Origin of the sequence: Heliomarina baculiformis (genome assembly GCF_019966545.1) — a bacterium.
Classification (GTDB): domain Bacteria; phylum Pseudomonadota; class Alphaproteobacteria; order Rhodobacterales; family Rhodobacteraceae; genus Heliomarina; species Heliomarina baculiformis.
Window position 1 is genome coordinate 491,457 of the sequence record NZ_JAIMIC010000002.1, and the last position, 12,671, is coordinate 504,127.

At 58.8% G+C, this 12,671-nt stretch carries 10 protein-coding genes; 5 read left to right on the forward strand and 5 right to left on the reverse strand.

The genetic code is table 11. The features are described 5' to 3' along the window. Nucleotides 1–153 precede the first annotated feature (153 nt). Nucleotides 154–1,362 carry a pyridoxal-phosphate-dependent aminotransferase family protein gene (locus MF268_RS05985; RefSeq protein ID WP_238369977.1) on the forward strand — a complete coding sequence of 403 codons (1,209 nt, stop codon included), beginning with the start codon at nt 154–156 and terminating at the stop codon, nt 1,360–1,362. Between the two features lie 17 nt (nt 1,363–1,379). Here the strand turns inward: MF268_RS05985 and MF268_RS05990 are convergent, their stop codons facing one another. The 3 genes from MF268_RS05990 to MF268_RS06000 form a co-directional block, all read right to left on the reverse strand. Continuing rightward, nucleotides 1,380–1,559, reverse strand: a complete 180-nt coding sequence (locus MF268_RS05990; RefSeq protein ID WP_238369978.1) for a histidinol phosphate aminotransferase — start codon at nt 1,557–1,559, stop codon at nt 1,380–1,382. A gap of 72 nt (nt 1,560–1,631) precedes the next feature. Then, complete coding sequence (locus MF268_RS05995; protein ID WP_238369979.1) at nt 1,632–2,753, reverse strand: pyridoxal phosphate-dependent aminotransferase; 1,122 nt, start codon at nt 2,751–2,753, stop codon at nt 1,632–1,634. Between the two features lie 44 nt (nt 2,754–2,797). After that, nucleotides 2,798–3,190, reverse strand: coding sequence for a YbaN family protein (locus MF268_RS06000; protein ID WP_238370217.1), 393 nt, complete (start codon nt 3,188–3,190; stop codon nt 2,798–2,800). A 158-nt stretch (nt 3,191–3,348) separates the two neighbouring features. Between MF268_RS06000 and MF268_RS06005 the strand changes: the two genes are divergently transcribed. Further along, a complete protein-coding gene (locus MF268_RS06005; RefSeq protein WP_238369980.1) occupies nt 3,349–4,131 on the forward strand; it encodes a crotonase/enoyl-CoA hydratase family protein in 783 nt (260 codons plus the stop codon). An 87-nt stretch (nt 4,132–4,218) separates the two neighbouring features. On the opposite strand, the gene MF268_RS06010 is transcribed toward MF268_RS06005, so the two are convergent. Beyond that, nucleotides 4,219–7,353 carry a valine--tRNA ligase gene (locus MF268_RS06010; protein ID WP_238369981.1) on the reverse strand — a complete coding sequence of 1,045 codons (3,135 nt, stop codon included), beginning with the start codon at nt 7,351–7,353 and terminating at the stop codon, nt 4,219–4,221. Between the two features lie 159 nt (nt 7,354–7,512). Here MF268_RS06010 and MF268_RS06015 point away from each other — a divergent pair, with 159 nt between their 5' ends. Then, on the forward strand, nt 7,513–8,484 hold the full coding sequence (locus MF268_RS06015; RefSeq protein WP_238369982.1) for a zinc transporter ZntB: 972 nt from the start codon (nt 7,513–7,515) through the stop codon (nt 8,482–8,484). On the opposite strand, the gene MF268_RS06020 is transcribed toward MF268_RS06015, so the two are convergent. After that, nucleotides 8,479–9,114 (reverse strand): HD domain-containing protein, encoded by a 636-nt coding sequence (locus tag MF268_RS06020; RefSeq protein WP_238369983.1) that lies wholly within the window; start codon nt 9,112–9,114, stop codon nt 8,479–8,481. The genes MF268_RS06015 and MF268_RS06020 overlap by 6 nt on opposite strands. A 196-nt stretch (nt 9,115–9,310) precedes the next feature. On the opposite strand from MF268_RS06020, the gene MF268_RS06025 reads away from it, so the two are divergent. Further along, complete coding sequence (locus MF268_RS06025; RefSeq protein WP_238369984.1) at nt 9,311–11,608, forward strand: xanthine dehydrogenase family protein molybdopterin-binding subunit; 2,298 nt, start codon at nt 9,311–9,313, stop codon at nt 11,606–11,608. Further along, nucleotides 11,586–12,668 (forward strand): DUF2235 domain-containing protein, encoded by a 1,083-nt coding sequence (locus MF268_RS06030; RefSeq protein ID WP_238369985.1) that lies wholly within the window; start codon nt 11,586–11,588, stop codon nt 12,666–12,668. Before MF268_RS06025 ends, MF268_RS06030 begins: the two co-directional genes overlap by 23 nt. The last annotated feature ends 3 nt before the right edge of the window (nt 12,669–12,671 follow it).

Consider the following 12,671-nt stretch of genomic DNA (forward strand, 5'->3'; position numbering starts at 1 on the left):
TGCGCCTTCGGATCTTTGGAAGTCATCGATATGTCCTTACGTGTAGCGGGCCGTTTACGTGTCGCTGGTTCTTGGTGCAAGTCCGCAGCTTTGCCGCATTGACGCCGGGCCGGGGCTGACTAGGGTGGGGCGAAATCGATTACGGACTTTACCATGAACAAAGAATCCTCGCTGGCGCAAGGGCGCGAGTACCTGGCAATACCGGGCCCGTCCGTTATTCCGGATGTAGTTCTACAGGCGATGCACAGGCCCGCACCGAACATCTATGCCGGTGCTCTCGTCGAAATGACCCATTCGATCGTACCCGATCTCAAGCGCGTGGCGCGCACCGAGCATTACGTTGCGATGTATATCTCTAATGGTCACGGCGCGTGGGAAGCGGCGCTGTCGAATGTGCTTTCGCCGGGCGAAACCGTTTACGTGCCGTCGACAGGACGTTTCGGCCAAGGCTGGGCCGACATGGCGCGTGGTTTGGGGATCGAGACCCGCGTGCAGGATTTCGGCAAGGCGAGCCCCTTCGATCTTGAAAAAGTCCGCGAGACGCTTTCCGCAGACAAGGGCCATGAGATCAAGGCGGTGATGGCGACGCATGTGGATACGTCCAGCTCTGTTCGCAACGATATTGCCGGTCTTCGCCGCACCCTCGACGAAATCGGGCATCCGGCGTTGCTCATGGTGGACTGCATCGCGTCGCTTGGCTGCGACCCGTTCGAAATGGACGAATGGGGCGTCGATGTCATGGTGGCAGGATGCCAGAAAGGTCTGATGGTTCCTCCGGGAATGAGCTTTGTTTTCTTCAACGACAAGGCCGATGAGGTGCGGACACAAATGCCGCGCGTAAGCCGGTACTGGGATTGGACACCCCGCGCCAAGCCAAAGGAATTCTACCAGCATTTCGGTGGGACTGCCCCTACGCATCATCTATATGGCTTGCGTGCCGCGCTTGATCTCATTCACGAAGAGGGGGTCGAAAAAGTCTGGGCACGCCACGAACGGCTGGCCCGGGCGATCTGGGCGGCGTGTGACGCCTGGTCAAGCGAAGGGCCGTTGCGCCTGAACATCACAGATCCTGGCCTCCGCAGCCATGCGGTTACGGCGCTTCAACTGGGGGCACCGCACGGCACCGCCTTGCGCGACTGGCTGTCTTCGCAGGTCGGCCTGACACTTGGTATCGGGCTTGGTATGGCGGAACCCGGCGATCCGGCATGGCACGGTTTCTTCCGCCTCGGCCATATGGGACATATCAACGGTCAGATGATCATGGGCCTGCTGGGCGGAATCGAGGCGGGCATGTGCGCGCTTGACATACCGCACGGTTCGGGCGCGCTCGGCGCGGCAGCCGCGGTAATTGCGGGCCGGTGAGCTACGGGCCGAGGGGGTCAGTCATCTCCCTCGGCAAAACGACTGATTGCCTCATTCATTCCGAGACCCAGAAGAACGACTGGCACAAGTCCCCAGATCGCCCAGAGGGCAGTGAATATCCACATCAAGTTCAACCCAAGCATGGCCATGGCGGCAGTCGAAAAGTCGGGGGCGGTGCCTAATTCGTGGTTGTACATGATGACTCCGGCGCTGTTCGCGGCAGAGACTAGAGACGGGGTGATAATATTCGACTAAATCTAACGCGCGGCTTATTCTATTTCCGTGCTTTCCCGCGCGCGCTTTAATGCCTCTGGAAGAGCCTGCGCAAAAGCATCCAGATCGACCGGCCGACCGCAACTGACCCGGATGCAGCGATTTTGCGGCGCTGCAAAAGGCATGCGAACAAAAATTCCGCGAGAAACCAGCTCATTCAGTACCGCGCGGGCAAAGTCACCGTCCCTGCCACAGTCCACGGCGACGAAATTCGTAGCAGACGGCAGCGCGTTCAATCCGTTGCGCCGGGCGATATCTCTTATGCGATCCCGTGCCGCCGAAACCTCGCTTTTCACATGGGCGAGCCAATCCTTGTCCTGAATTGCGGCCAAGGCTCCGATCTGCGCGCTGCGGTTCATGCCAAAGTGGTTTCGGACCTTGTCAAACGCGGCGATCAATTCTGGTGCCGCCAGAGCATAGCCAACCCGCGCACCGGCCATCCCGTAAATCTTGGAAAATGTGCGCATGCGAATAAGTCGCGGATCGTCCGCGTCAGCGGGAAGGCTTGTCCCATCCGGGGCGCATTCTACATAGGCCTCGTCGACGATCATCAGACACCCTTCGGGCAGCGTATCAAGCGCCTTGTGAAGCTCCTGACCGGAGTGCCAGGTGCCCATCGGATTGTCGGGATTGGCGATATAAACCAGCTTTGCGCCAAGCTCAGCGGCCCTGGCGATGAGGGCCGAGGGATCTTCGCGATCATCACGGTAGGGGACCTTGTGCAGCGTGCCGCCATATCCGGTGACATGATAGTTGAATGTCGGATAGGCCCCGTCCGATGTAACAACGTGATCGCCTGGTCCGACAACGAGACGGACAAGGTAGCCGAGGAGACCATCGATACCCTCGCCGACGATGACGTTTTCAGGGCGGACGTTGTTTTCCTCTGCTATCGCTGCGCGCAGATCGAAGCTTAGGGAATCGCCGTATTTCCAGATATCCGCATCCGCGTCCTGCATGGCAGAGATCGCTTTGGGCGAGGGGCCAAAGACGTTCTCGTTGGCGCCGATCCTGGCGATGAAAGAAGCGCCTCTTTCGCGTTCATGAGTTTCCGGCCCGACAAAGGGAACAGAAGAAGGCAGCGAAGCGACGAGCGGTGTGTAACGCGGATATGTCATGCCGGCACATAATCCGATGGCGTGGCGCTCGGCAAGATATCTGTTCAGCGGTTCGGTCGTGTGAGCACGTAAATCGCGCCAATTCCCATGAGAAAACCTTGTGCTGCAAGCGCGATGGGAGAGAGCCCAAGGAGGGCACTCGTAATGAATGTCGCAGCCATGATGGTGCAGGAGAAAATCTTGACTTTGGGCGGGATGGCCCCGGTTGCCTCCCAATCCTCGATCGAAGCGCGAAATCGGGGATGCGAGGTGATCCACGCGCGCAACCTTGGCGAGCCCTTGCCAAAACAGTAGGCCGCAAGAAGCACCAGTGGGGTTGTCGGCAGGACCGGCAGAAACGCCCCAATGATCCCGATGGCAAGCGCGATCAGACCCGCAGCTGTCCAGAGATGCCGAACGTGCCGCGAATGATGAGCGTTGCTTTGGACGGGATCCATCTGTGTCACGTTGGTTCTCTTTCTCGAAGCTGAAACCTAATACGCCGGGCTGAATTGTAAACGCTGGCTCTCGGCCCGGGTTGTGCCGCAGGGTTTTTCTGGCGTCCCGGATCGGCAAAGGGCAGGGTGCCCGGGATTGCCATTCAAGGGAGGCCAGCATGGCACGGGTATCCGTAAATTATGAAGATCACATTGCCAAAGTCACGCTGACGCGCGGTGATAAGATGAATGCACTCGATCCTGACATGATGGAGGCGATTGTCGCGGCAGGGCAGGAGGTCGCCCAGTCCGACGCGCGCGCTGTCGTCTTGTCTGGCGAGGGCAAGAGTTTCTGCGCCGGATTGGACATGGCAAGTTTTGGCACATTAGGGCAAGGCGATGTCGAAGGCAGGCTCATGGAACGCAGCCACCACGACGCGAACCTGTTTCAGGAAGTCGCCCTGATCTGGCGCCGTGTGCCCGTGCCGGTGATTGCCGCGTTGCAGGGTGCGGTCTACGGGGGCGGGATGCAGCTTGCGCTGGGGGCCGATATCCGCATCGCAGCACCGGACGCCAAACTTGCGATCATGGAGATGAAATGGGGCCTCGTGCCCGATATGGGTGGAATGGTTCTATTGCCGGAACTTGTCCGCTCCGATGTACTGCGCCAACTGACCTATACGGCGGCGCCTGTCGGTGCCGAGCAGGCCGAACGCTGGGGGCTGGTCACGTCTCTCTCGGACAACCCGCTTGCGGCCGCAACCGATCTGGCGGCAGAAATCGCAAGCAAGAGCCCGAGTGCCATTCGTGGGGCGAAACGGCTGATCGAGCTTTGTGAAAGCCAGGACCGGAAAGAGGTTCTGCTGGCGGAATCCGCCGAACAAGCCAAGCTCATCGGCAAGCCGGAGCAAATGGAAGTCATCGCGGCCCAGATGCAGCGGCGCAAACCGGTGTTCGGTTAAATATTCAAGTTCTGATCGGTTCGATTGAGTTCCCCACCCTGCGCCTGCTGCAAGGCGGGGATTTCCGTATTTGGGACGAGAAGAAGATCAGGCGATTTCCTTGAGGCGATCAAGCGCCTCTCTCAGTTTGCTTTCTTCTTCTTCCCGCGCGGCGAGGTTGTTGCGCGTTTCTTCTACTACTTCTGTGGGCGCGGAGGCCGCGAATTTAGGGTTGTTCAACCGCCCGCGAAGCCCGCCGAGTTCCTTGGCAAGCTTGCCCAGCGATTTCTCCAGACGCGCTTTTTCCGCTTCGACATCGATGACATCCGCCAGCGGCAGACCGAAGCTGCCGCCTGTCACGGCCAGCGCCACGGTGCCTTTCGGGAAGGCGTCGACCTCACTGAGCGATTCGAGGCGGGCGAAGCGTTTGATCAGGGCCTCGTTGGTCTGGTAGGCGGCACGCGCTTCGGCTGTGAACCCCTTGACAACGAGCGGGACATGCGCCCCGGCGGGAACGTTCATCTGGGCGCGCGCCGAACGGATGGCACTGACCAGGCGGATCACCCAGTTGAGTTCTTCGTCCGCGCTCTGGTCCAACAATTCCGCCGCCGTGTAGGTCGGCCAGTCAGCATGAATCAGTTTCGAAGGGCGCGGCTTTTGTCCCCAGAGCTCTTCGGTGATGAACGGCATGATCGGATGCAACAGGATGAGACACTGGTCGAGTGCCCAGGCATAGGTCGCCTTTGTTTCGGCAATCGCCTCTGCATCTTCACCGTCGAAGACGGGTTTCGTGAATTCGAGGTACCAGTCGCAGAAGGTACCCCATACGAAACTGTAGAGCGCGTTGGCCGCATCATTGAACCGGAACTGTGCCAGCGCTGTATCGACTTCTTCGCGGGTTTTGGCGATCTCACCCTTGATCCAGCGGTTGAGCGGAAGGGAGGCCGCCGGCGGATTGTCTGCATGAGGAACCTCGAAGACACCTCTGAACTGGCCGTAAGAGGCGGCGTTCCAGAGCTTGGTGCCAAAGTTCCGGTATCCTGCGATGCGTTGGGTCGACAGCTTGAGATCGCGTCCCATCGCTGCCATCGCCGTGAGGGTAAAGCGCACGGCGTCGGCGCCGTATTCGTCGATGAGTTCGAGTGGATCGAGCACGTTGCCTAGGCTCTTCGACATTTTCTTGCCCTTCTCGTCACGCACCAGCGCGTGCACATAGACCGTGTCGAAGGGTTTCTGGCCGACAACGGCATATTGCATCATCATCATACGGGCGACCCAGAAGAAGATGATATCAAAGCCGGTGATCAACGTGCTGGTCGGGAAGTACTTCTGCAGCTCGGGCGTGTTTTCCGGCCATCCCAGGGTGCCGATCGGCCAGAGGCCGGAAGAAAACCACGTGTCGAGTACATCGGGGTCGCGCCAGACAGGATATGTGAGTTTCGTCGGGTCCTGTGTTTCGGCATATTCTGCGAGGCTGGAGGCGAGGGCGTGTTTGGCTGTCTCGCGGTCTTCGACCTCGATCACGCGCGCGTGGTTCAGCGGCGTCGGCAGGCCCGAGAGGACATCGGCGAACTGGTTGCTGACAGCATCGAAATCCGGCGCGCAATGAAAGCGGTCCGTGGCGTCGCCGAGATCCTGATCGGACATCAGGCGGCCCAGTTCGACCGGATCGAGGGCGCCGTCGCCCTCGTCATCGCGGAAATTGTTGTTTTCCAAGTCGAAGCCGTACCAGACGGGGATCTGGTGGCCCCACCAGAGCTGGCGCGAGATGCACCAGGGCTCGATGTTTTCGAGCCAGTGGAAATAGACCTTTTCGTCGCGTTCCGGCAGGATTCTAACGTCGCCATTCCGAACCGCATCCAAGGCAGGGCCGACGATCTTGTCGGTTTCGACGAACCACTGATCGGTCAGCATCGGTTCGATGACAACCTTCGAGCGGTCGCCAAAGGGCTGCATGATCGGCTTGTTTTCGACAAAGGGCTCCATGACGGGCGTGTCCATCGGATCAAAGGCCTCGGCGGGATCAGGCTGTTCCACCGGGACCATGACCGCGAGGCCTTCTGCGGTGATCTGCTCGACAACCAGCTTGCGCGCCTCGAAGCGGTCGAGGCCGCGGAACTCGTCCGGCACAAGGTTGAGCGTGTCGATTTCCGCTTCGCTGAATGCCGCGCCTTCGGCGATCTCTTGTGCACGGGAAGCTGTCTCGGCGTAGGGCGCGCCGTCGTTGCGCATTCGTGCGCGTGTGTCCATCAACCGGTAGCAGGGAATATTGCCGCGCTTGGCAACCGCGTAGTCATTGAAATCATGCGCGCCCGTAATTTTCACCGCACCTGAGCCAAAGGTCGGATCGGGGTATTCGTCGGTGATGATCGGGATCAACCTGCGGTGTTCCTTGGGCCCGACCGGGATTTCGCACAAATGACCGACAATCGGTGCATATCTGCCGTCTTGGGGGTGTACGGCGACTGCCCCGTCTCCAAGCATGGTTTCGGGGCGGGTCGTCGCGATTGAAATGTAATCGCGTTCCTCCTCGAAGGTCACGTTGCCGTCTTCGTCTTTTTCGACATAGGTGTAGGTCTTGCCGTCGGCGAGCGGGTATTTGAAGTGCCACATATGGCCAGCCACTTCGATGTTCTCGACTTCGAGATCCGAGATGGCGGTTTCGAAATGAGGATCCCAGTTGACCAGACGCTTGCCGCGATAGATCAGGCCCTTTTCGTACATGTCGACAAAGACCTTGATGACGGCATCATGGAAATTGCCGTCTTCGCCCTCCGGGGCCTGAGGCGCACCGGACATGGTGAAGGCTTCGCGCGACCAGTCACAGGATGCGCCGAGGCGTTTGAGCTGCCCGATGATCGTGCCGCGCGACTTGATCTTTTGCTGCCAGACCCGCTCAAGGAATTTCTCACGGCCCATTTCGGTACGTGAGGGTTCCTGATTGGCTGCCATCTCGCGTTCGGTGACCATCTGGGTCGCGATCCCGGCGTGGTCTGTTCCCGGCTGCCAGAGCACGTCAAAGCCCTGCATGCGCTTCCAGCGGATCAGGATATCCTGCAGGGTATTGTTGAAAGCATGCCCCATGTGCAGTGAGCCGGTGACGTTCGGCGGTGGGATCATGATGGAATAGGTGCTTGCGCCGGGCTTGGCATTTGCTCCGGCTGTAAAGCATCCGGCCTCTTCCCAAGCCTGATAGAGACGGCTTTCCGCCTCGGCTGCATTAAAGGTGTTCTCCATGGCCATCGTCGCGATCCTTGCAAGTTGCGCGCTTCATCTAGCGAAGCATGGCGCAAAGGGAAAGGCCACAGCCGCCTATGGGCAGTGAGTTTCTCATGGCACAGACGCCGACACTGAGCCAGATTGTCGAAAAGCCAATAAGGTTAAGTCGGAAGGAGCAGCGACATGGCGATAAGGTCAGCGTGGAAATGCAAGAGCGACGGAACTGCCGTTGCGCTGGAGGTAGAAGGAAAAACAGCAGAAGATTTGATGCAAGGAGACGGGTTCGTCTGGATCCATCTCGAACGTCCGGCCGCAGACGGAACTGACTGGCTGAGCCATTCCGATCTCTCCTTCACTGTGCGTGAGGCGCTCGATGCACAGGAAACGCGGCCGCGTTCGGTGGTCCATGGAAACGGTATCCTAATCAATCTGCGCGGGGTGAACCTTGCCGAAGGGGCTGATCCCGAAGACATGGTTTCTCTCCGGATATGGGTCACCAAAGAGCTGGTCGTAACGGTTCAAAGGCGGCCGCTGCGTGCGGTCGATGACGTTCTGGATTCGGTCTCACGTCAGGTCGGGCCGCGGGACAGTGGTGAATTGGTGGCCCGGCTGGCTTTGCGGCTGGCGGACAGGGCCGAGCCCATCGTGGCCGAATTGAATGAAAGTATCGATGACCTCGAAACTGAACTCGAAGATCTTGATCGCCTGCCATCGCGCGCCGAACTGGCCGAAGTCCGCCGCGTCTCGATCATGCTGCGTAGGTATATGTTTCCGCAGCGAGATGCGCTCAGTACCTTTGCAATCGAGGACATGGACTGGTTGACGACTTTGGCCCGGGAACGCATGCGCGAAGCGACGGAACGTGTGACGCGACTTTCGGAGGAACTGGACGCCATACGTGACCGCGCCGAAGTCGTGCAGGATCAGATCATGGACATGCGGGCAGAGGCCAGCAACAGGCAGATGCTCGTGCTGTCGGTTGTCGCAGCCATCTTTCTGCCTCTCGGGTTGATCACCGGATTGCTGGGAATCAACGTCGGCGGCATGCCGGGCTCCAATGACCCGAACGCGTTCTGGGCTGTCTGCGTCATGCTGGTTGTGATTACGGCAGGTGAAATTTGGCTTTTCCGTTGGATGGGTCTGCTACGCTCATGAGGTCTCAGCTTGTGCAATGCGCACTTTGGCCACTTTGGAATCAGTCAGAGGTTTCCTGACACCGTCGCAGATCACGTCCGGGTCGTATGCCGTTCGTGAGAACACTTCGCGTACCATCGGTGCAAAAAATGAAAGGGGCAGGCTCTCGTAGTTCGGGTCAAAGCTGGATTGATCCCAACGGTCGCAGAATTCTACGCAATCATCAAAATATGGCGCCCCGGCGTGCCGATCTCTCTTGTTCTGGTTCCCGCCAACGTGATGACCGTAATAGATCATCTGGAAGTCGGCGTGGGTCTGGACGCACCACACGCATTGAGCGCGCAGGAACGGGCGCAAGATCGCGGCAGCGTATTCGTCGTGGTTGTAGGGTGCATAGATATCGCCGAAGTCGTGCAACAGCGAGGCTACCACCCAGTCGGTATCTCCGCCATCGCGCCATGCACGGGTAGCAGATTGCAGCGAGTGTTCGAGACGGGTGACCTGATAGCCGGACAGGCCTTTGTCGAGCTCTGTCATCGCCTCGAGAAGCCGGTCAGCCGTTCCATTCGCATATTCGGTCTCGTGTTTCGTGAGAAAGGCATAGTCGTCAGGCGTGCCGTCCTTCATCGCGGTGAAACTGACCTTGTCCATTCTCTGCACCTCGTTTGCGTAATTTCGGACATGCGCCGGCCTTTTCGCAGAGGAAGCCGCAGCATTATGCCGAGCAGAGAGTACTGAAAGGGCAGTGTCAATTGCAGAGGAAGAAAGCCTCTGGAAACACGGGATGCAAGGCTGGACATTGCCAAGTCTGAGGTTAGTCTCCGGGCAAACGCGAAGGATGGATTTCATGGAAAAATTCGGAAAGAGCCAATCGATAAAACGGTTCGAGGATACCCGTCTGCTGACTGGGCACGGCCGCTATGTCGATGATATCGTTCCCGAGGGGGCGCTCTTTACCTATGTGTTCCGCAGCCCGGTGGCGCATGCAGAAATCACTTCGCTGGACGTGTCCGATGCCCGTGAGGCGGATGGTGTACGCATGGTGCTGACTGTCGACGACCTTGAATCGGCAGGTGTCGATGTTTCGATCTGGGGGATCGTGATTGAAAACCGTGACGGAACCAAGGCCGCGGCCCCTATGCGGCCGATGTTGGCCAAGGGACGGGTCCGGCATGTAGGTGAGCCGGTCGCCGTGGTGATCGCCGAAACCTACGATCAGGCGCGTGATGCTGCCGAGATGATCATGTTCGAATACGAAGAGCTTCCTGTGAAGCTGGACATCAAGGCGGGCGGGCCAACTGTTCACGAAGAAGCGCCTGACAACATGGCCTACGATTTTGGGCTGGGCGATGAAGAGGCGACCGACGCGGCCTTCAAGGCCGCGGCGAGGATGGTCAGCCTTGAGATAGACGATAACCGCGTAATCGTAAATTCAATGGAGCCGCGTGGTTGCTACGCGGAATGGGATGGCACACAGCTGCACCTCGCATTCGGAGGGCAGGGCGTCTGGGGTATGAAATCGCAGCTCGCCAAGGCGTTTGGAATGGATGAAGCATCGGTGCGTATTACCAACCCCGATGTTGGTGGCGGTTTCGGGATGAAGGCGCCCCCTTATCCTGAGTATTATGCTGTGGCGCATGCTGCTCGCACCTTGAAGCGGCCGGTCCGCTGGATGAGCGACCGTACCGAAGCGATGCTGAGCGATCATGCTGGCCGCGATCTTGTATCGCTTGCGGAATTGGCGTTCGACGAAAACAATCGGATCACGGCATACAGGGTGACCACACGGGCCAATATGGGGGCCTACAACTCCAATTTCGGCCAGATTATCCAGTCGAACCTTTTCGCGCGGGTCCTGATGGGAACCTACGACGTTCAGACCACGTGGATGCACACGCAGGCATTCTATACGAACACGACTCAGGTTGACGCGTATCGCGGCGCTGGACGCCCAGAAGCGATTTACGTGCTTGAACGCGTCATGGATCGCGCTGCCCGCGAGCTTGAAATTGATCCATTGGAACTTCGCCGCATCAACTTTATCGCGCCAGACAAGTTTCCGTACAAGTCCGCGACCGGCGAAAATTATGACGTGGGTGAATTCGCACGCGTCATGACGCGCGGCGCTGAGGAAGCGGACTGGGAGGGTTTCGCGAAACGGCGCGAGACGGATGAGGCCAAGGGCCTGCTGCGTGGTCGCGGCCTGAGCTATTACATTGAGAGCATCCTCGGCGATCCTTCTGAAGGCGCAAAGGTCGAATTCCACGAGGACGGCACCGTCTCGATCTATGTCGGGACGCAGAGCAACGGGCAGGGACACGAAACTGTCTATGCCACTTTCCTTTCCGATCAGACCGGCATTCCTGTCGACATGATCCAGGTGGTGCAGGGCGATTCCGATCTGATCGCACAGGGCGGTGGCACAGGCGGGTCACGCTCGGTCACGACGCAGACGAATGCAACCCTCGCGACGGTTGCCACGATGGTCGAAGCCTTTACGCCCTATCTCGCAGAGAAGATGGGTGTCGATGAGACGGACATCACCTTTGACGAAGATGGCTTTTCCGCTCCGGGCTCGAACCTGCGCCCCACGATGATGGAAGCGGCAGAGATGGCAAGGAGCGATGGGCGCACGGAGTTGCTGACGCACGAAGCGCGCGCGACCTTGCCGGGACGTTCCTATCCCAATGGCGTGCATATCGCCGAGGTCGTCATTGATCCTGAGACCGGCGAAACAAAAGTTGATCGGTACACTGTCGTCGATGATTTCGGAAACCTGATTAACCCGATGTTGGCTGAAGGTCAGGTACACGGGGGTGTTGTGCAGGGGATCGGTCAGGCGCTGATCGAACGTGTCGTGTATGATGAGGACGGGCAGCTTTTGACGGCGACCTTCATGGACTACGGCATGCCGCGGGCAGATAATTCGCCGATGATCTCTTTCACGCCAGAGCCTGTTCCGTCCACGGCCAACCCGATGGGGATGAAGGGCTGCGGCGAAGCCGGAACGGTTGGCGCGATGGCGGCAGTGTCCAATGCCGTGCAGGATGCTGTCTGGGACCTGGGTGTGAAGCAGGTCGATATGCCCTTCACGCCGTTACGAGTATGGGGAATGTTAAGGGATGGCCCTATCGCGGCTGAGTAAACGGCTATTCGGATGGTTGTGGCGCGCCGAAAGGCACGCCCAGTCACCGGAGATTTTTACCCGTGGTCCGCGGATACATGTGATCATACTTGATGGTACGCTGTCCACCTTGGAGCGGGGGCATGAAACCCACGCCGGCGTGACCTACCGTCTTTGTCGTGAAATCGGTGGGAACGTCTCTGTTTATTACGAGGCGGGCGTACAATGGCATAGCTGGCGAGGCACGCTCGACGTCTCAATGGGGCGGGGGATCAACCGGCAGATCAGGCGCGCTTATGGGTACCTCGCGTCGAGATATCGGCCAGGCGACAAGATCTTTCTATTCGGGTATTCACGGGGTGCCTATGCCGTGCGCTCGCTCGCCGGGGTTATCGATCGGATAGGTTTGCTCAAAGCCGAACATGCGACGGTTCGCAATATCCGAACGGCCTATCGACACTATCAGGTAACCCCTGACAGCGACAGCGCCTCGATATTCTCGCGGAAGTTCTGTCATGAGCACTTGCCCATCGAAATGGTCGGTGTCTGGGATACTGTGAAAGCGCTGGGCATGCGGTTGCCCTTTGTCTGGAAAGGGTCCGAACTGCGTCATGCCTTTCATAACCATGAGCTGAGCCGAGCGGTACAAAACGGATTCCACGCAATCGCATTGAATGAAACGCGAGAGGTCTTCACGCCGGTCATGTGGGAAACACCCGATCACTGGGAAGGGCGTCTTGAGCAAGTGTGGTTCAGGGGCTCACATGGCGATGTGGGCGGGCAGCTTGGCGGCTTTGAGGCGGCGCGGCCCCTCGCAAATATTTCTCTGATCTGGATGCTGGAACGGGCCGAGGAATGTGGCCTGCCAATGCCTGATGGCTGGCGGTTACGGTTTTACACCGATCCAGCTGCACCATCGGTCGGCACGTGGCGCGGCTGGGGTAAGATCTTCTTGCTCCGCAAGAACCGTATTGTCGGGATGGATCCTTCAGAGCGGATACATGAAACGGTCAAACCTGCGGACATTGCCGGGCTGGATACCGGATCCGCGCATCTCATGAACGCAAATCCGGCTGAATAGGAA

Coding starts and splice junctions, on each gene's coding strand:
- MF268_RS06015 (WP_238369982.1), top strand. CDS start 7,513: ATGGCGATAAGGTCAGCGTGGAAATGCAAGAGCGACGGAACTGCCGTT.
- MF268_RS06020 (WP_238369983.1), bottom strand. CDS start 9,114: ATGGACAAGGTCAGTTTCACCGCGATGAAGGACGGCACGCCTGACGAC.
- MF268_RS06025 (WP_238369984.1), top strand. CDS start 9,311: ATGGAAAAATTCGGAAAGAGCCAATCGATAAAACGGTTCGAGGATACC.
- MF268_RS06005 (WP_238369980.1), top strand. CDS start 3,349: ATGGCACGGGTATCCGTAAATTATGAAGATCACATTGCCAAAGTCACG.
- MF268_RS06010 (WP_238369981.1), bottom strand. CDS start 7,353: ATGGCCATGGAGAACACCTTTAATGCAGCCGAGGCGGAAAGCCGTCTC.
- MF268_RS05995 (WP_238369979.1), bottom strand. CDS start 2,753: ATGACATATCCGCGTTACACACCGCTCGTCGCTTCGCTGCCTTCTTCT.
- MF268_RS05990 (WP_238369978.1), bottom strand. CDS start 1,559: ATGTACAACCACGAATTAGGCACCGCCCCCGACTTTTCGACTGCCGCC.
- MF268_RS05985 (WP_238369977.1), top strand. CDS start 154: ATGAACAAAGAATCCTCGCTGGCGCAAGGGCGCGAGTACCTGGCAATA.
- MF268_RS06000 (WP_238370217.1), bottom strand. CDS start 3,190: ATGGATCCCGTCCAAAGCAACGCTCATCATTCGCGGCACGTTCGGCAT.
- MF268_RS06030 (WP_238369985.1), top strand. CDS start 11,586: ATGGCCCTATCGCGGCTGAGTAAACGGCTATTCGGATGGTTGTGGCGC.